This window comes from Sphingomonas carotinifaciens (assembly GCF_009789535.1).
GTDB lineage: Bacteria > Pseudomonadota > Alphaproteobacteria > Sphingomonadales > Sphingomonadaceae > Sphingomonas > Sphingomonas carotinifaciens.
In genome coordinates this window covers 1,265,748-1,283,099 of record NZ_WSUT01000005.1, presented here as the reverse complement: position 1 = coordinate 1,283,099, position 17,352 = coordinate 1,265,748, and the positions used below count along the sequence as shown (strand labels likewise).

At 67.2% G+C, this 17,352-nt stretch carries 17 protein-coding genes; 9 read left to right on the top strand and 8 right to left on the bottom strand.

Annotated elements, in window-relative coordinates:
• Nucleotides 1-113: 113 nt before the first annotated feature.
• A complete protein-coding gene (locus GQR91_RS08015) occupies nucleotides 114-971 on the bottom strand; it encodes a glucose 1-dehydrogenase (protein WP_112382066.1) in 858 nt (285 codons plus the stop codon).
• A 183-nt stretch (nucleotides 972-1,154) separates the two neighbouring features.
• Between GQR91_RS08015 and GQR91_RS08010 the strand changes: the two genes are divergently transcribed.
• Together GQR91_RS08010 and GQR91_RS08005 are read left to right on the top strand one after the other, a co-directional pair.
• Entirely contained in the window at nucleotides 1,155-2,687 is a 1,533-nt protein-coding gene (locus GQR91_RS08010) for a CoA-acylating methylmalonate-semialdehyde dehydrogenase (protein ID WP_149682161.1), read from the top strand.
• 59 nt (nucleotides 2,688-2,746) lie between these two features.
• Nucleotides 2,747-3,889, top strand: a complete 1,143-nt coding sequence (locus GQR91_RS08005) for an acyl-CoA dehydrogenase family protein (protein ID WP_149682162.1) — start codon at nucleotides 2,747-2,749, stop codon at nucleotides 3,887-3,889.
• Nucleotides 3,890-4,007: 118 nt separating this feature from the next.
• On the opposite strand, the gene ftsH is transcribed toward GQR91_RS08005, so the two are convergent.
• The 6 genes from ftsH to GQR91_RS07975 form a co-directional block, all read right to left on the bottom strand.
• Nucleotides 4,008-5,975 (bottom strand): ATP-dependent zinc metalloprotease FtsH, encoded by a 1,968-nt coding sequence (gene ftsH, locus GQR91_RS08000; RefSeq protein ID WP_149682163.1) that lies wholly within the window; start codon nucleotides 5,973-5,975, stop codon nucleotides 4,008-4,010.
• Nucleotides 5,976-6,107: 132 nt separating this feature from the next.
• The gene (gene tilS, locus GQR91_RS07995; RefSeq protein ID WP_149682164.1) at nucleotides 6,108-7,094 is read right to left on the bottom strand and encodes a tRNA lysidine(34) synthetase TilS; all 987 of its coding nucleotides are present in this window, start codon (nucleotides 7,092-7,094) and stop codon (nucleotides 6,108-6,110) included.
• Between the two features lie 93 nt (nucleotides 7,095-7,187).
• Nucleotides 7,188-7,400 (bottom strand): hypothetical protein, encoded by a 213-nt coding sequence (locus GQR91_RS07990; protein WP_149682165.1) that lies wholly within the window; start codon nucleotides 7,398-7,400, stop codon nucleotides 7,188-7,190.
• Nucleotides 7,397-7,606: a hypothetical protein gene (locus GQR91_RS07985; RefSeq protein ID WP_149682166.1), complete on the bottom strand. Its 210-nt coding sequence runs from the start codon at nucleotides 7,604-7,606 to the stop codon at nucleotides 7,397-7,399. The genes GQR91_RS07990 and GQR91_RS07985 overlap by 4 nt, the downstream gene beginning before the upstream one ends.
• A 53-nt stretch (nucleotides 7,607-7,659) precedes the next feature.
• Nucleotides 7,660-9,051, bottom strand: a complete 1,392-nt coding sequence (fumC, locus tag GQR91_RS07980; RefSeq protein ID WP_149682167.1) for a class II fumarate hydratase — start codon at nucleotides 9,049-9,051, stop codon at nucleotides 7,660-7,662.
• A 120-nt stretch (nucleotides 9,052-9,171) separates the two neighbouring features.
• Nucleotides 9,172-9,657: an SspB family protein gene (locus GQR91_RS07975; RefSeq protein WP_112382058.1), complete on the bottom strand. Its 486-nt coding sequence runs from the start codon at nucleotides 9,655-9,657 to the stop codon at nucleotides 9,172-9,174.
• A gap of 87 nt (nucleotides 9,658-9,744) precedes the next feature.
• On the opposite strand from GQR91_RS07975, the gene hisB reads away from it, so the two are divergent.
• From hisB to GQR91_RS07940, 7 genes are all read left to right on the top strand, one after another.
• Nucleotides 9,745-10,332: an imidazoleglycerol-phosphate dehydratase HisB gene (gene hisB, locus GQR91_RS07970; protein ID WP_149682168.1), complete on the top strand. Its 588-nt coding sequence runs from the start codon at nucleotides 9,745-9,747 to the stop codon at nucleotides 10,330-10,332.
• Nucleotides 10,329-10,934: an imidazole glycerol phosphate synthase subunit HisH gene (hisH, locus tag GQR91_RS07965; protein WP_112382056.1), complete on the top strand. Its 606-nt coding sequence runs from the start codon at nucleotides 10,329-10,331 to the stop codon at nucleotides 10,932-10,934. Before hisB ends, hisH begins: the two co-directional genes overlap by 4 nt.
• The gene (hisA, locus tag GQR91_RS07960) at nucleotides 10,931-11,665 is read left to right on the top strand and encodes a 1-(5-phosphoribosyl)-5-[(5-phosphoribosylamino)methylideneamino]imidazole-4-carboxamide isomerase (protein WP_149682169.1); all 735 of its coding nucleotides are present in this window, start codon (nucleotides 10,931-10,933) and stop codon (nucleotides 11,663-11,665) included. The genes hisH and hisA overlap by 4 nt, the downstream gene beginning before the upstream one ends.
• On the top strand, nucleotides 11,662-12,423 hold the full coding sequence (gene hisF / locus GQR91_RS07955) for an imidazole glycerol phosphate synthase subunit HisF (RefSeq protein WP_149682170.1): 762 nt from the start codon (nucleotides 11,662-11,664) through the stop codon (nucleotides 12,421-12,423). Before hisA ends, hisF begins: the two co-directional genes overlap by 4 nt.
• A 167-nt stretch (nucleotides 12,424-12,590) precedes the next feature.
• Nucleotides 12,591-12,908 carry a phosphoribosyl-ATP diphosphatase gene (locus GQR91_RS07950; RefSeq protein WP_149682370.1) on the top strand — a complete coding sequence of 106 codons (318 nt, stop codon included), beginning with the start codon at nucleotides 12,591-12,593 and terminating at the stop codon, nucleotides 12,906-12,908.
• Nucleotides 12,909-12,911: 3 nt separating this feature from the next.
• Nucleotides 12,912-13,289, top strand: coding sequence for a histidine triad nucleotide-binding protein (locus GQR91_RS07945; protein WP_149682171.1), 378 nt, complete (start codon nucleotides 12,912-12,914; stop codon nucleotides 13,287-13,289).
• 92 nt (nucleotides 13,290-13,381) lie between these two features.
• Nucleotides 13,382-14,917: an amino acid permease gene (locus GQR91_RS07940; RefSeq protein ID WP_112382052.1), complete on the top strand. Its 1,536-nt coding sequence runs from the start codon at nucleotides 13,382-13,384 to the stop codon at nucleotides 14,915-14,917.
• A 151-nt stretch (nucleotides 14,918-15,068) separates the two neighbouring features.
• Here GQR91_RS07940 and GQR91_RS07935 read toward each other — a convergent pair whose 3' ends face one another.
• Nucleotides 15,069-17,327, bottom strand: coding sequence for an NADP-dependent malic enzyme (locus tag GQR91_RS07935; protein ID WP_149682172.1), 2,259 nt, complete (start codon nucleotides 17,325-17,327; stop codon nucleotides 15,069-15,071).
• Nucleotides 17,328-17,352: the final 25 nt, after the last annotated feature.

The following is a 17,352-nucleotide window of genomic DNA, read 5'->3' as shown; positions in this document are numbered from 1 at the left end:
GATCAGGCGTGCTCGCCCCCACCTTGCGCGGCTTTCAGCGTCTTTTCCCTCTCCCGCCGGGAGCGGCGCAGCCGCGGAAGGGTGAGGGTGACCGAAGGCGATCGAATTCCACTCTAGAGGAAGGGGCGTCCGCCGGTCACGGCGATGGTGGCCCCAGTGATGTAGCTCGCTTCGTCGGTCGCCAGCATCACATAGGGCGGCGCCAGTTCGGCGGGCTGCGCCGCGCGGCCCAGCGGCGTGTTCTCGCCGAATGTCTTCACCGCCTCGGGCGGCATGGTAGAGGGGATCAGCGGCGTCCACACCGGCCCCGGCGCGACCGCGTTCACCCGGATCTTCCGCTCGGCCAGCATCTGCGCCAGGCCGGCAGTGAAATTGTGGATCGCGCCCTTGGTGGTGGCATAGGCGAGCAGCTGCTGGCTCGGCTGGTCGGCGTTGATCGAGGTCGTGTTGATGATCGACGCGCCCTCGCCCATGTGCGCGACCGCCGCCTTGGACAGGTAGAACATCGCATGGATGTTGGTGGCAAAGGTCTGCTGCCATTCCTCGTCGGGAATGTCCTCGATCGCCTGAAAGCTGCGCTGGTGCGCGGCATTGTTGACCAGGATGTCGACCCGGCCGAACGCCTCCACCGCCTTGTCGATCACCGCGCGCGCCTGTGCCGGATCGCTGATGTCGCCGGGTACCAGCACCGCCTGCCGACCGGCTTCCTCGACCAGCCGCTTCGTCTCGGCCGCATCGTCATCCTCGTTCAGGTACGAGATCAGCACGTCGGCCCCTTCGCGCGCATAGGCGATGGCGACCGCGCGACCGATACCGCTGTCGCCGCCGGTGATCACCGCCTTCTTGCCCTCCAGACGTCCGCTGCCCTTGTAGCTGGTTTCGCCATGGTCGGGGCGCGGGTCCATCGCATCGGTACGGCCGGGGATCGACTGCTGCTGTTCGGGATAAGGCGGCTGGGGACGGTCGGTCATGGGCAAGCTCCTGTATCTGCTCCCCTCCCCAATGGGTTGCGGCGCTCGACGTTCCCGCTCGCGAACCTGGGTTAACGACTTTTCCCCGGCCCGATGCCGTCATTCGAGACTTGCGCGGCCAAGCAATGAAATTACAACGGTTGGAAAGAGGCCCAACAGCCCACCGAAGCGAAGGAGAGTATCATGCGCGTGATCGACCATGTAATCGCCGGTGCCGGCAGCGGCACCGCGGCGACCCGCCACGGCGAGGTGTTCGACCCCAATAGCGGCCAGGTCCAGGCGCGTGTGCCGCTGGGCACCGCCGCCGATCTCGACCGCGCCGTCGCCGCCGCTCTTGCCGCGCAGCCCGGCTGGGCGGCCACCAATCCGCAGCGCCGCGCACGCGTGATGTTCCGCTTCAAGGAACTGGTCGAGCGCGAGATGGAGGCGCTGGCCCATCTGCTCTCCGCCGAACACGGCAAGGTCATCGCCGATTCGAAGGGCGACATCCAGCGTGGGCTGGAGGTGATCGAATTCGCCTGCGGCATCCCGCACGTCCTGAAGGGCGAATATACCCAGGGCGCCGGCCCCGGCATCGACGTCTATTCCATGCGCCAGCCACTGGGCATCGGTGCCGGCATCACCCCGTTCAACTTTCCCGGCATGATTCCGATGTGGATGTTCGGCGTCGCCATCGCGTGCGGCAATGCCTTCATCCTGAAGCCGTCGGAGCGCGACCCGTCCGTTCCCGTCCGCCTCGCCGAACTGATGCTGGAGGCCGGCGCGCCCGAGGGCATCCTGCAGGTCGTCCACGGCGACAAGGAAATGGTCGACGCGATCCTCGACCACCCCGCCATCTCCGCCGTCAGCTTCGTTGGCTCCTCCGACATCGCGCACTATGTCTATCGCCGCGGCGTCGAGGCGGGCAAGCGCGTGCAGGCGATGGGCGGCGCCAAGAACCACGGCATCGTCATGCCCGATGCCGATCTCGATCAGGTCGTCGCCGATCTGGCGGGCGCCGCCTTCGGCTCGGCGGGCGAACGCTGCATGGCGCTTCCCGTCGTCGTACCCGTCGGCGAGCGCACCGCGGACGCACTGCGCGAGAAGCTGATCCCGGCGATCGGGGCGCTCCGGGTGGGCGTTTCTATGGATGCCGACGCGCATTACGGCCCCGTCGTCAACGCGGCGCACAAGGCGCGTGTCGAAGGCTGGATCGCCAAGGGCGTGGAAGAGGGCGCAGAGCTCGTCGTCGATGGCCGCGGCTTCTCGCTCCAGGGCCATGAACAGGGCTTCTTCATCGGCCCCTCGCTGTTCGACCATGTCACGCCCGCGATGGACAGCTACCGCGAGGAAATCTTCGGTCCCGTCCTCCAGATCGTCCGCGCGCCCGATTTCGAAACCGCGCTCCGCCTGCCGAGCGAACATCAATACGGCAACGGCGTCGCCATCTTCACCCGCAACGGCCATGCCGCGCGCGAATTCGCAGCGCGGGTCAATGTCGGCATGGTCGGCATCAACGTGCCGATCCCCGTGCCGGTCGCCTATCACAGCTTCGGCGGCTGGAAACGCTCCGCCTTTGGCGACGTCAACCAGCATGGGATGGAAGGCGTCCGCTTCTGGACCAAGGTGAAGACGGTGACGCAACGCTGGCCCGACGGCTCCGCGCTGTCCACCGGCAGCGAGGATGGCGGTTCGTCGCGCGTGCAGGACGCGTTCGTCATTCCGACCATGGGATGACGCCGATCCCTCCAGCGCCCACCCCCCGGTAACCATCCGATCGCCCGAACAGGACCGCCATGACCGACCAGTTCCAGTTGACCGACGAGCAGCGCGAGATCCAGGACCTCGCCCGCCGCTTCACCGCCGACCGCATCACCCCCTTTGCCGCCGAATGGGATGAGAAACACATCTTCCCGCGCGACACGATCAAGGCGGCCGCCGAGCTGGGCTTCGCCGCCATCTACGTATCGGAAGAGTCGGGCGGCATCGCGCTCGGCCGGCTGGAGGCGGCGCTGATCATGGAGGCGATGGCCTATGGCTGCCCCTCTACCTCGGCCTTTATCTCGATCCACAACATGGCCTCCTGGATGATCGACCGCTACGGCGACCCCGATCTGAAGGCGCGCTACCTGCCCGATCTGGTCACCATGGATCGGCTCGCCAGCTATTGCCTGACCGAACCCGGATCAGGTTCGGACGCGGCCGCGCTCAAGACCCGCGCGGTGCGCGACGGCGACGATTATATCGTCACCGGCTCCAAGCAGTTCATCTCCGGCGGCGGCGAGAACGAGGTCTATGTCACCATGGTCCGCACCGGTGAGGAAGGCCCCAAGGGCATCTCCTGCCTGGTGATCGACAAGGACATGCCCGGCGTCTCGTTCGGCGCGAACGAACGCAAGCTCGGTTGGCATTCGCAGCCGACGCGCCAGGTGACGTTCGATCAGGTTCGCGTGCCCGTCGCCAACCGCGTCGGCGCGGAGGGCGAAGGCTTTCGCATCGCGATGACGGGCCTCGACGGCGGCCGCCTCAACATCGGCGCCTGTTCGCTGGGCGGTGCGCAGCGCTGCCTGGACGAAGCGATCACCTATGTGAAGGATCGCAAGCAGTTCAACAAGGCCATCGCCGATTTCCAGGCGACGCAGTTCACGCTGGCCGACATGGCGACCGAACTGGAGGCGTCACGCGCGCTGCTCTATCTCGCCGCCGCGAAGGTTACCGCCGACGCACCCGACAAGACCCGCTTCGCCGCCATGGCCAAGCGCCTGGCGACCGACACCGGCTCCGCGGTCGTCGATCGCGCGCTGCAACTGCATGGCGGCTACGGCTATCTGATGGATTATCCGATCGAGCGCTTCTGGCGCGACCTGCGCGTCCATTCGATCCTGGAGGGCACGAACCAGGTCATGCGCATGATCGTCGGGCGGGACCTGTTGCGATAGAACGTCCAATGCCCTCTCCCCCACGGAGAGAGGGCAAATCGCACCAAAACATGTCTACACGAAAAAGGCCGCGGCTCCCTCCGGAACCGCGGCCTTTCTCCCATCAAAGCCGAACCGCTTACGCCCCCAAGGGACTCGGCGAACCGAACGGCCCGCTGGGCCGCCGCGTCTTCGGGATCGACGTCCCCGCCTTGGCGATCGTCACCTTCTTCGTCGAAGGATCGGGACGATCCAGATCGTCACCCGCGATCAGCGTCTTGATCTCGTCGCCCGACAACGTCTCATATTCGAGCAGCGCCCCCGCCAGCAGGTGAAGCTGGTCGACATGGTCGGTCAGCACCTGCTTGGCTTTGGCCAGACCGCCCTCGACGATGGCGCGAATCTCGTCATCGATCAGTTGCTGCGTCTGGTTCGACATCCGCACCGGTTGCGACGACGAATATCCCAGGAAGGATTCGCCCTCGGGCTGCGAATATTCGACCGGACCGACCTTGTCCGACATGCCCCATTTGGTGACCATGTCGCGCGCCAGACCGGTGGCATACTGGATGTCGCCAGACGCGCCGGAGGACACCTTATCATAGCCGAAGATGATCTCTTCGGCGACACGGCCGCCCATCGACACCGCCAGGTTCGCGTACATCTTGTCGCGGTGATAGCTGTACGAGTCGCGTTCCGGCAGGCGCATCACCATGCCCAGCGCGCGGCCGCGCGGGATGATCGTCGCCTTGTGGATCGGGTCGGAGGCAGGCTCGTGCAATGCCACGATCGCGTGACCGGCCTCATGATAGGCGGTCATCCGCTTCTCATCGTCGGTCATCACCATCGAACGCCGCTCGGCGCCCATCATCACCTTGTCCTTGGCTTCCTCGAACTCGGCCATGGCGACAAGCCGCTTGGACTTGCGCGCCGCCATCAGCGCCGCCTCGTTGACGAGGTTGGCGAGATCGGCGCCCGAAAAGCCCGGCGTGCCGCGTGCGATCGTGCGCGCATCGACGTCGGGCGCCAGCGGCACCTTCTTCATATGCACTTCGAGGATCTTGACGCGACCATCGATATCCGGGCGCGGCACCACGACCTGGCGGTCGAAACGACCGGGACGCAGCAGCGCGGGGTCCAGCACGTCGGGACGGTTGGTCGCCGCGATGATGATGATGCCCTCGTTCGCCTCGAAACCGTCCATCTCGACCAGCAACTGGTTCAGCGTCTGCTCGCGCTCGTCATTGCCATTGCCGAGGCCGGCACCACGATGACGGCCGACCGCATCGATTTCGTCGATGAAGACGATGCACGGCGCGGACTTCTTGGCCTGCTCGAACATGTCACGGACGCGGCTCGCGCCGACGCCGACGAACATCTCCACGAAGTCCGAACCCGAGATGGTGAAGAACGGCACGCCCGCCTCCCCCGCGATGGCGCGGGCGAGCAGCGTCTTGCCGGTACCCGGCGAGCCGACCAGCAGCGCCCCCTTCGGGATCTTGCCGCCGAGGCGTGCAAACTTCGACGGGTCCTTCAGGAACTCGACGATCTCCTGCAACTCCTCGCGCGCCTCGTCGATGCCGGCAACGTCGTCGAAGGTGACCTTGCCTTCCTTCTGCGTCAGCATGCGCGCACGGCTCTTGCCGAAGCCCATCGCACCGCTGGCACCGCCGCCCTTCTGCATCTGGCGCAGCACGAAAAAGGCGATGCCCAGGAAAAGCAGGAACGGCAGCGCGTTGTAGATCATCAGCATCCACACCGAGGGACCCTCATCCACCTTGGCGGTGAAGGTCACGCCCTTTTCGCGCAGGCGCGGGATGAGCTGCGAATCCTGCACCGGCGTCGTTCGGAACGCCTCGCCGGACGACAGCGTGCCGGTGATCGATTCGCGCGAGATCACGGCGTCCTTCACCGTGCCCTCGTCCACCTTGTCCAGGAAGGTCGAATATTCGATCTGGTTGCCACGCGCGGTCGCGGTCCGGCCGTCGAACATCGTCACGAACAGGGCCAGGGCCAGCAGAATGCCCACCCAGACCAGCAGGCTTTTCATCCAGGGATTGCCCCCACCATCATTGCCGGGGCCAGGCTGCTTGTCGTGGTCGCTCATCGGTGCGTGATACCTTTCCGACTGCCAAGATAGGCGCGGCCCGGTTAATGGCAATGGAACAACCCCGATCAATGTGATCGCCGGGCGCATAAGGGCGTCGAACGGCCCGAAATGCCGGCGTTTGCGCCCTGGTCAGCCGGTCCGCCGCGGCGGCGCGGGGCGGAATCGCCACATGTCCCCCCGCGCACTGCCGATCACGCCCGCCTGCGTCGCCCGCCGCCCCTCGGCCAGACCGTCGAGCAACGCCTCGATCTGCGCCGATTCGCTCCACGGCGGCGTCGTGATGCCCGCCGCCTCGCGCACCGTGCCGATCGCCCGCCGCACCAGCCGCCGCGTCACCTCACGCGGCAATCCCGCCGCCAGCAGCCGCACATTGTCCCCATCCACCTGCGCCCGCTCGCCCCAGAACCATTCCACGGTCGCGCGGATGTCGCCGTCCGCCTCCGCCAGCAACGCCGCGGCGCGCGCCAGATGCGGCGGGTCCAGCCACTCGTTGCGGTCCAACAACTGGCGAAAGCGGGTCCGGTCGTGTCGCGGATCGGCATTGGCGGGATCGTCCACGAACGGCGCCTCGGCCCGGCGGACGATCGCGCGCAGCTCGGCACGCCGCCATTCCAGCAGGGGCCGCACCACCGCGATCCCGGCGATCACCGTCCGCGCGCGCACCCCGGACAGGCCCGACAGCCCCGATCCGCGCGCCGCGCGCATCAGAAACGTCTCCGCCTGATCGTCGACATGATGCGCGGTCGCGATCGCCTCGGCACCGATCGCCCGCGCATGCTCGGCCAGGAGCGCATAGCGCGCGCTGCGGGCCCGTGCCTGGATGCTGGAGCCGGCGATCGGCTCCGCCGGGACCAGCGTGGCGTGGGGCACGCCCAGCGTTTCGCACAGCCTGGCCACCATCGCCGCCTCCGCCGCCGCTTCGGGGCGCAGGCGATGGTCCACCGTCGCCGCCCTGATCCGCCCCGGCATCGCCGCCGCCGCCAGCAGCAGCATCGCCATGCTGTCCGGACCACCGGATACCGCCAGCAGCACGGTGGCCGGCTGATGATTCAGCGCGGCGGTCAGGTCGGCCGCGAAGCGCGCTTCCTGCGCGGCGGCCGTGGCATCGGGGGACATGGATCGACTCGGGGATCTACTGGAGGAGAAACGCAAAACGGGTGCGCCCCGTGGCGCACCCGCTTTCGTTTCGCAAGTCCGTGTCGCCGGGCATCAGTAGCGGGGCGGCACGCCCTGCTTGCTCATGCGGCGGCGGTCATAGGCCTTCTTTGCCGCATATCCGCCGCCCAGCACCAGACCCAGCGGACCCAGCCGGCGCATGCCCCCGGCGACGATCGCGCCCAGTGCCGCACCCTTCAGCCCGCCTGCGCCGTCACGCCGGCTCATCTCGCGCCCGACCAGCGCGCCAACAATCTTACCGATCATGCCACTTCTCCAAAAACCTTGTCCTTCAGTTCACCGGCACCGCGCAGCACGGTCCAGCCGACCGCGTAGGTGATGGCGATGGGCACCACGACCTTCAGCACATTGGCGGTGATCGCGCCGATCAGCGCCCCGTCCGCGGCGCTGTCGTCGCCGCTCATGCTGTCGATCGCTCCGCCGACCAGCGCGCCTATCGTTGTTGCACCCATGTGAACGATCTCCTTTGTGCAAAGATGTTCGGGCCGGCCGATGGTTCCCGCGCCTAACGCCCGATCATCGCCTCCGGGCGGACGACACGGTCGAAGGTCGCCTCGTCGACCAGCCCCAGTTCGAGTCCCGCCTGCTTCAGCGTCTGGCCCTGCTGGTGCGCATGCTTGGCGATCTTGGCGGCATTGTCGTACCCGATCTCGGGCGCCAGCGCGGTGACCAGCATCAGCGAACGATCGACCAGTTCGCCGATCCGGTCGCGATTGGCCGTCATCCCCTCCACCGTCCGCTCGGCAAAGCTTTCCATCGCCACGCTGAGCAACGCGATCGAGCGCAGCACCGCCGCCCCGATCAGCGGCTTGAAGACGTTCAGCTCCATATGCCCCTGCAGGCCACCGATGGTGACGGCGGTGTTGTTGCCCATCACCTGCGCGGCGACCATCGTCATCATCTCGGCCTGGGTCGGGTTGACCTTGCCCGGCATGATCGAGCTGCCGGGCTCGTTGGCCGGCAATTCCAGTTCGCCGAGACCAGAGCGCGGCCCCGACCCCAGCAGCCGGATATCGTTGGCGATCTTGGTCAGCGCCACCGCCAGCACGTTCAGCGTGCCGTGCAGGTCGACCAGCCCGTCATTCGATGCCAGCGCCTCGAACTTGTTGGGCGCGGTGACGAACGGCAGGCCGGTCAGTCCGGCGATCTCCGCGGCCACCGCCTCGGCGAACCCGGCCGGCGCGTTCAGCCCGGTGCCGACCGCGGTGCCCCCTTGCGCCAGCGGCATGATGTTGCGCTCCAGCGTGCCGGCGATCCGGTCGCGCGCATTGGCGAGTTGCTGAACATAGCCGGAGAATTCCTGGCCCAGCGTCAGCGGCGTCGCATCCTGCAAATGGGTTCGCCCGATCTTGACCAGATCGTCCCATTCCGCCGCCTTGGCCGCCAGCGCGTCGTGCAGCCGGTCGAGCGCCGGATAAAGCTGCCCCGTCACCGCCAGCGCGGCGGCGACATGCAGGGCGGTCGGAAAGGTATCGTTGGAGGATTGGCCGCGATTCACATCGTCATTGGGATGCACCGGGCTCTTGCCGCCGCGCGTGCCGCTCAGCACCTCGTTGGCGCGGCCCGCGATCACCTCGTTGGCGTTCATGTTGGACTGGGTGCCGGACCCCGTCTGCCAGATGACGAGCGGAAACTGGTCGTCCAGCTTGCCCGCCACCACCTCGGCCGCCGCCGACTCAATCGCCTCGGCCTTTGCCGCGTCCAGGCCATGCCTGCGGTTCACCCGCGCCGCCGCCTGCTTCACGATGGCGAGCGCCCGGACGATCTCCACCGGCATCCGCTCGCGCGGGCCGAAGGGGAAGTTTTCCAGGCTGCGTTCGGTCTGCGCGCCCCAATAGGCGTCGGCGGGAACGTCGATCGGGCCGATCGAATCGGTTTCGGTGCGGGTCTGGCTCATGCCACGGGCTACGCGGCTGACCCCGAAGGGTTCCCGTCTAAAGCCCTCTCCCCACCGGGGAGAGGGTTGGGTGAGGGGATGCCAAGCAGCGCAACACTGCTTGCCCCCCTTACTTATCGATCACTTCTTCCGCTTAAAGTCCACCGCGACGACGTTGCTGCCATCCTCGACCGGCGTGGCGACGGGGCCGTCATTTTCCGCCTCGTCATGCGGCTCGGGACCGTCGTTTGGCCCCTCGGTCGCCTGGAAGCGCAGCTCGAAATTCACCGCCGGATCATGGAAGCCGGTGATCGCTGAATAGGGAATGTTCAGCTTCGACGGCACCTGGTTGAAGCTCAGCCCCACCGAGAAGCGCGAGTCGTCGACCAGCAGGTCCCAGTAGCGATTCTGCAGCACGATCGTCATCTCGTCCGGGAACCGGTCGATCAGCCGCTGGGGAATATCCACCCCCGGTGCCTGCGTCTTGAAGGTGATGTAGAAATGGTGGTCGCCGGGCAATCCGCCGGCCGCCGCCACGGACCCAAGCACGCGGCCCACCACGGCGCGCAGCGCCTCCTGCACGATTTCATCGTACGGAATCAGGCTGTCTGGCAATCCATCGGTCATGCCCCTTGGACTAGCGGGGTTTGGTGGCGGGTCAAGATTGCTTGGGCCCAAGATTGCATGGAACGCGCCGTAGGGTATGGGGCTGGCATGCGCACCGCCACCGTCCACCGCGCCACCGCGGAAACCGCCATCGACGTGACCGTCAACCTCGACGGGACAGGCTGCTATGCCAACGAAACCGGCATCGGCTTTCTCGACCACATGCTCGACCAGCTTGCCCGCCATTCGCTGATCGACCTGGAGGTGAAGGTCGCGGGCGACCTGCATATCGATGGCCACCACACCACCGAGGATGCCGGGCTGGCGATCGGACAGGCCTTCGCCAAGGCGCTGGGCGACAAGCGCGGCATCCGCCGCTACGGCGAGGCCTTGTCGCCGATGGACGAGACGCTGACCCGCATCGCGCTCGACATTTCCGGGCGGCCCTGGCTCGTCTGGAACGCGACGTTCACCGTTCAGTCGCTCGGCACGCTGCAGACCGAGATGATCGAGCATTTCTTTCACAGCTTCGCGCAGGAGGCGGGCATCACCCTCCACGTCGATCTGCTGCATGGTCACAACAACCACCACATCGCCGAAAGCCTGTTCAAGGGCCTGGCGCGGGCGCTGCGCATGGCGGTGGAGATCGACCCGCGCAAGGCGGACGCCGTCCCCTCGACCAAGGGCGTGCTGTGACGCTGGCGCTGATCGATATCGAATCGGGCAACCTGCATTCGGTGGAAAACGCGCTGCGTGCCGCCGGCGCGACCGATATCGTCATCACCGCCGACCCGGACGTGGTGGCAAGGGCGGACCGCATCGTCCTGCCCGGTGTCGGCGCGTTCGGGGCATGTGCGGCCAATCTGCGCCGGGTCGACGGACTGGAGGAAGCCCTGCGCACCGCCGCGCTGGACCGCGCCCGCCCGTTCCTCGGCGTCTGCGTCGGCATGCAGTTGCTGGCCGACGCCGGCGAGGAAATGGGCACGCATCGCGGGCTCGGCTGGGTTCCCGGCCGCGTCCGGCGGCTGGAGCCCGGCACGATGGCGGCCAAGGTGCCGCACATGGGCTGGAACGACGTGGTGCCGACCACCGGCCACCCGCTCATCGTGCCCGGCGAGGCCTATTTCCTGCACAGCTATGCCTTTGAGGGCGAGCATGTCCTCGCCACCACCGACCATGCCGGTCCGGTCACCGCCGCGATCGGCCGCGACACGGTGATCGGCGTGCAGTTTCACCCCGAGAAGAGCCAGCGCTACGGCATCGATCTTCTTTCCCGTTTCCTGGAGTGGCAACCGTGAGCCTGATCGTCTTTCCCGCCATCGATCTGAAGGGTGGCCAGGTCGTCCGCCTCGCCGAAGGCGACATGGACCGTGCCACCGTCTATGGCGACGATCCCGCGCACCAGGCCGAATTGTTCGCGACAAGCGGCGCGCAGCATCTCCATGTCGTCGATCTCGACGGCGCCTTTGCCGGCAGGTCGGTGAACGGCGACGCGGTGCGCGGCATCGTGTCGCGTTTTCCGGGCCATGTGCAACTGGGCGGCGGCATCCGCACGCCCGAAAGCGTGGAGCAATGGTTCGATCTCGGCGTGTCGCGCGTCGTGATCGGTACCGCCGCACTCGAAAACCCCGATTTCGTCCGCGACATGGCACGCGCCTTCCCCGGCGGCATCGTCGTCGCGGTCGATGCCAGGGACGGCATGGTCGCGACCAAGGGCTGGGCGGACGTCTCCACCGTCACTGCCACTGACCTTGCCCGCCGGTTCGAGGATGCCGGCGTCGCCGCTTTGCTCTTCACCGATGTCGGCCGCGACGGGTTGCTCAAGGGCTGCAATGTCGAGGCGACGGTCGATCTCGCGCGCAGCGTCGACATCCCCGTCATCGCCAGCGGCGGCGTCGCGGGGATCGGCGACATCCACATGCTCGCCGTCCATCACCGCGATGGGGTGGAAGGCGTCATCACCGGCCGCGCGCTCTACGACGGCCGGCTCGACCTCGCCGCGGCGATCAGCGTGGCGAACGCGGCATGACGGTTCGCGCACGCGTCATCCCCTGTCTCGACGTGGCGAACGGCCGCGTCGTCAAGGGCGTCAACTTCGTCGACCTGATCGATGCCGGCGATCCCGTCGAGCAGGCACGCGCCTATGACGCCGCCGGTGCGGACGAACTCTGCTTCCTCGACATCACCGCCAGCCACGAGGCACGCGGCACCATCCTCGACGTGGTACGCCGCACCGCCGCGGTCTGCTTCATGCCGCTGACCGTGGGCGGGGGCGTCCGCTCCGCCGACGATGCCCGCGCGCTGCTGCTGGCGGGCGCGGACAAGGTCGCGGTCAATTCCGCCGCCGTCACCCGTCCCGAAATCGTCGCCGACATTGCCGAACGCTTCGGCAGCCAGTGCTGCGTCGCCTCGATCGACGCGCGGCGGACGGGGGACGGCTGGGAGGTGTTCACCCATGGCGGCCGGCGCGCGACCGGGATCGATGCGGTCCAACACGCGCTGCGCCTCGCCGATCTCGGTGCCGGCGAACTGCTCGTCACCTCGATGGACCGCGACGGTACCCGCGGCGGCTACGACCTCGACCTGATCCGCGCCATCGCCGACCGCACCAGCGTCCCCGTCGTCGCCTCGGGCGGGGTCGGCACGCTGGACGATCTGGTCGCTGGCGTCCGCGACGGCCACGCCTCGGCAGTCCTCGCCGCCTCGATCTTCCATTTCGGCGAGGCCACCGTCGCCGACGCCCACCGCGCGCTTGCCGCCGCCGGCGTACCGGTCCGGACGCACTGAATGGTATCCACGGCGCAGGCTCCGGTCCACCCACCCAGAACGCACCCCGAACTCTCCGACCTCGCGCTCTTCGCCTGCGCCGTCGCCGCGATCTGGTTCGTCCGCCGCCGCCTGCGTGGACGCCGCCGGGATTGACCGCGCCCGCCGCAGCCGCCACCACGGCCGCCATGGACGCCTTCCACCGCCTCGAAGCCACCATCCGCGACCGGCGCACCGCCGACCCCGCCACCTCCTACGTCGCCAGCCTCTTCGCCAAGGGCCGCCCCAAGATCGCGCAGAAGCTGGGCGAGGAGGCGGTGGAAACCGTGATCGCCGCCATGGCACAACCCGACAAGCTCGTCTCCGAAGCGGCCGACCTGATGTTCCACCTGTGCGTGCTGCTCGCCGACGCCGGCCTCGACCTGGACGATGTCCGCGCTGAACTCGACCGCCGCGAAGGATTGTCCGGCCATGCCGAAAAGGCCGCGCGTACCAAGGGAGCCTGACCGATGCCGATCGATGCCACCCAGCCCTATGATGACGGGAACATCTTTGCGAGGATCCTGCGAAACGAGATCCCGTCCAGCCGCGTGTACGAGGATGAATGGGCCGTCGCCTTTCACGACATCGCACCCGTCGCCCCGCAGCACATCCTGGTCATCCCGCGCGGCGCTTACGTCTCGTGGGACGATTTCACCGCCCGCGGTTCCGACGCGGAGATCGCCGGCTTCGTTCGCGCGGTCGGCCATGTCGCGCGCGAGGCCGGGCTGGTGGCGCCCGGCTACCGCCTGCTGGTCAATATCGGCGGCGATGCCGGGCAAGAAGTGCCGCATCTTCACGTACATATCTTCGGCGGCCGGCCACTCGGGCCCATGCTGGCGCGATAGGGATTGCGCGCAATAAAATTGCAGCTAACCTACGATCCCATCCAAGACCACGGGCGCACACGGTGCCCGGCTCCCCGGGGGGATTTAAGTACATGATTTTTGGGCGCGTTAAGCCTTTGGACGCCATTTTGGCGACCGCCGAGAAGCGAGGCCTCGAACGCACGCTCGGCGCCTTCCAGCTCACCATGCTGGGCATCGGTGCAGTGATCGGCACCGGCATCTTCGTTCTGACGTCGGAGGCCGCGCAAAAGGCCGGCCCCGGCATGATGATCTCGTTCGTCATCGCCGGGTTCGTCTGCGCGGTGGCCGCGCTCTGCTATTCCGAACTCGCCTCGATGGTCCCGGTCGCCGGGTCCGCCTATACCTATACCTATGCCGTGATGGGCGAACTGCTCGCCTGGATGGTCGGTTGGGCGCTGATCCTGGAATATGCGGTCGGCGCCTCGGCGGTGGCGGTCGGCTGGTCCGGTTATGTCGTCGGGCAGTTGCGCAACCTGCTGGGCATCGACATTCCGATGGAATGGGTGAACGGCCCGTCCGCGGGCGGCTATGTCAACCTGCCGGCGATGATCATCACCGTTCTCGTGACCTGGCTGCTGGTCGTCGGCACCACGGAGAGCGCCCGCGTCAACGCGGTGCTGGTCGCGATCAAGGTGGCCGCCCTCACGCTGTTCATCGTGCTGTCCATCCCGATGATGAACGTCGAGAATTTCCAGCCCTTCATGCCCACCGGCATGGTCGGCGTGGCGGGGGCCGCGGCCTCGATCTTCTTTGCCTATGTCGGCTTCGACGCGGTCTCGACCGCCGCGGAGGAAACCAAGAACCCGCAGCGCAACGTGCCGATCGGCCTGATCGCATCGCTGCTCTTCTGCACCATCTTCTATATCCTGGTGTCGGCCGGCGCGATCGGATCGCCGCTGGGTGCGCAGCCGGTGCGCGACGCGGCCGGAACGCTGCTCGCCCCCGGTTCGTCCGAGATCGCCGCCCGTTGCCAGGCGCTGGTCGCAGGCGGTGCACTGGAGCCCCTGCCCTGCTCGCGCGAGGCGTTGGCCCATGTGCTGCGCACCTTCGGCTGGGTGAAGATCGGCAACCTGATCGGCCTTGCCGCCACGCTGGCGCTGCCCTCGGTCGTGCTGATGATGATGTTCGGCCAGACCCGCGTGTTCTTCACCATGGCGCGTGACGGCTTGCTGCCCGACAAGCTCGCCTCGGTACATCCGCGCTACAAGACGCCGCACGTCGTGACGGTCGTCACCGGCATCGCCGCCACCATCGCCGCCGCCTTCCTGCCGGTGGGCAAGCTGGCCGATTATTCCAATTCGGGCACGCTGTTCGCCTTCTTCATGGTGGCGATCTCGGTGCTGGTGCTGCGCAAGGTCGACCCGACCCGCCATCGCCCCTTCCGCACCCCCGCCATCTGGATCGTCGCCCCGCTTGCGATCGTCGGCTGTCTGTACCTGTATTTCTCGCTGCCGCTGATCGCGATCCTGGTGCTGCCGGTATGGGGCGCGCTGGGGCTGCTCATCTATTTCGGCTACAGCCGCCGCCGCAGCTATGTCGGCCGCGGGATCATCGACGTGGTGGACGACCCCGCGATGCAGCCGGAGATCGCCAAGCCGCTCGACTGACGGCTAGTCCGATCGACGCAAAAAAGGGGCCGGGGGAGCGATCCTCCGGCCCCTTTTTCGTGGGACCATCCCCGATCAGGTCAACATAACTAAAAGGGCCGGAGGATCGCTTCCCCGGCCCTTCGATCATGTCCCGATCGTCTCGCAGGCGTTACCGCGCGATACCGCCCGCCGCCAGCACCGCCAGCGTCACCAGCTCGCTGGCCGTGGAGGTCATCGGCGCGATCTGCACCGGCTTTTCCATGCCGATCAGCATCGGGCCGATCATGTCGTCGCCGCCCAGTTCGCGCAGCAGCTTGGCCGAGATGTTGGCCGATTGCAGCCCCGGCATGATGAGGACGTTCGCCGGCCCCGACAGCCGCGCAAAGGGGAAGTTCTTCATCTGCTTCGGGTTCAGCGCCACGTCCGGCGCCATCTCGCCCTCATATTCGAAGCTGACCTGTCGGCGGTCGAGCGCCGCCACGCCTGCCCGGACATTGTCGATCCACTGGCCATGCGGGTTGCCGAAGGTCGAGTAGCTGAGGAACGCCACCCGCGGCTCATGCCCCATGCGGCGCGCCACCGCCGCGGTGCGCTCGGCGATATCGGCCAGTTCCTCGCCCGACGGCCGCTCGTTCACCGTGGTGTCGGCGATGAACACCGTGTGGCTCTGCCCGACCAGCAGGTGGATGCCGAACGGCACCTTGCCGTCCACCGGATCGATCACCCGGCGCACGTCGCGGAAGGTCTTGGCATAGGTGCGGGTGACGCCGGTGATCATCGCATCGGCATGGCCGAGCTGGAGCAGCGTCGCGGCAAAGGTGTTGCGGTCCTGGTTGATCAGCCGCTCGGCATCGCGGCGCAGATAGCCGCGGCGCTGCAGCCGCTCGTACAGGAAGTCGACCATCTCCTGCACCAGGGTCGAGGTGCGGCTGTTATGCACCTCATATTCCTCGGGCTTCGACACGCCGAGCGCCGCCAGCCGGTCATGGACATCGTCGCGTCCGACCAGCACCGGGATACCATAGCCGCCTTCCTTGAACGCGATGGCGGCGCGCAGGACCACCTCTTCCTCGCCCTCGGCGAACAGCACGCGCTTGGGATGCGCCCGTGCGCCCTCATAGGCCATGGTCAGTACCGACGTCGTCGGGTTCAGGCGCGCGCGCAGCTTCTGGCGATACGCCGCCATGTCCAGGATCGGCCGCGTCGCCACGCCCGAATCCATCGCCGCCTTGGCGACCGCGGAGGGCACCAGTTCCATCAGCCGCGGATCGAACGGCGCCGGGATGATATATTCGGGGCCAAAGCTGTGCTGCGTGCCGTAAGCCAGCGCCACTTCCTCCGGCACGCGCTGGCGCGCCAGTTCCGCGATGGCATTGGCGGCGGCGATCTTCATCTCGTCGTTGATGCCCGTCGCGCGCACGTCCAGCGCGCCGCGGAAGATGAAGGGGAAGCCGATGACGTTGTTGACCTGGTTCGGATAATCCGACCGGCCGGTCGCCACGATCGCGTCGGGCCGGGCCGCCTTGGCCAGTTCGGGGCGGATTTCCGGCTCCGGATTGGCCATCGCGAAGATGATCGGCGACTTGGCCATGTCCTTGACCATTTCGGGCTTCAGCGCGCCCGCGGCCGACAGCCCCAGGAACACGTCGGCGCCGTGCAGCGCCTCGGTCAGGGTGCGGCGATCGGTGACCGCGGCATGCGCCGACTGCCACTGGTTGATGTCGTCGCGCCCCTGATAGATCACGCCCGTGCGGTCGCACATGATGACGTTGTTCTGGCGAACGCCCATCGCCTTCATCAATTCGGTGCAGGCGATCGCGGCGGCGCCCGCGCCGTTCACGACGACCTTCACGTCCTCCAGCTTCCGGTTGGTCAGCAGGCAGGCGTTGATCAGGCCGGCGGCGCAGATGATCGCGGTGCCGTGCTGGTCGTCGTGGAAGACCGGGATGTTCATCCGCTCGCGCAGCGTCTGCTCGATGATGAAGCATTCCGGCGCCTTGATGTCCTCAAGATTGATGCCGCCGAAGCTCGGCTCCATCAGCTCGATCGCATCGATCAGGCGATCGACGTCCTCGGTCTTCAGCTCGATGTCGATCGAGTCGACATCGGCGAAGCGCTTGAAGAGCACCGCCTTGCCCTCCATCACCGGCTTGGAGGCGAGCGCGCCCAGATTACCGAGACCCAGGATCGCCGTGCCGTTGGAGATCACCGCGACCAGATTGCCCTTGGCGGTATAGTCATAGGCGGTGGCGGGATCGTCGGCGATCGCCTTCACCGGCACGGCCACGCCCGGCGAATAGGCCAGCGCCAGGTCGCGCTGCGTCGCCATCGGCTTGGATGCGATGATCTCGATCTTGCCCGGCCGCCCCTCGGAGTGGAACAGCAGTGCTTCGCGCTCGGAAAACTGGTCGGTGGGTTCTTCGGACATGGGCGACCTTCGTATGCGGATAACG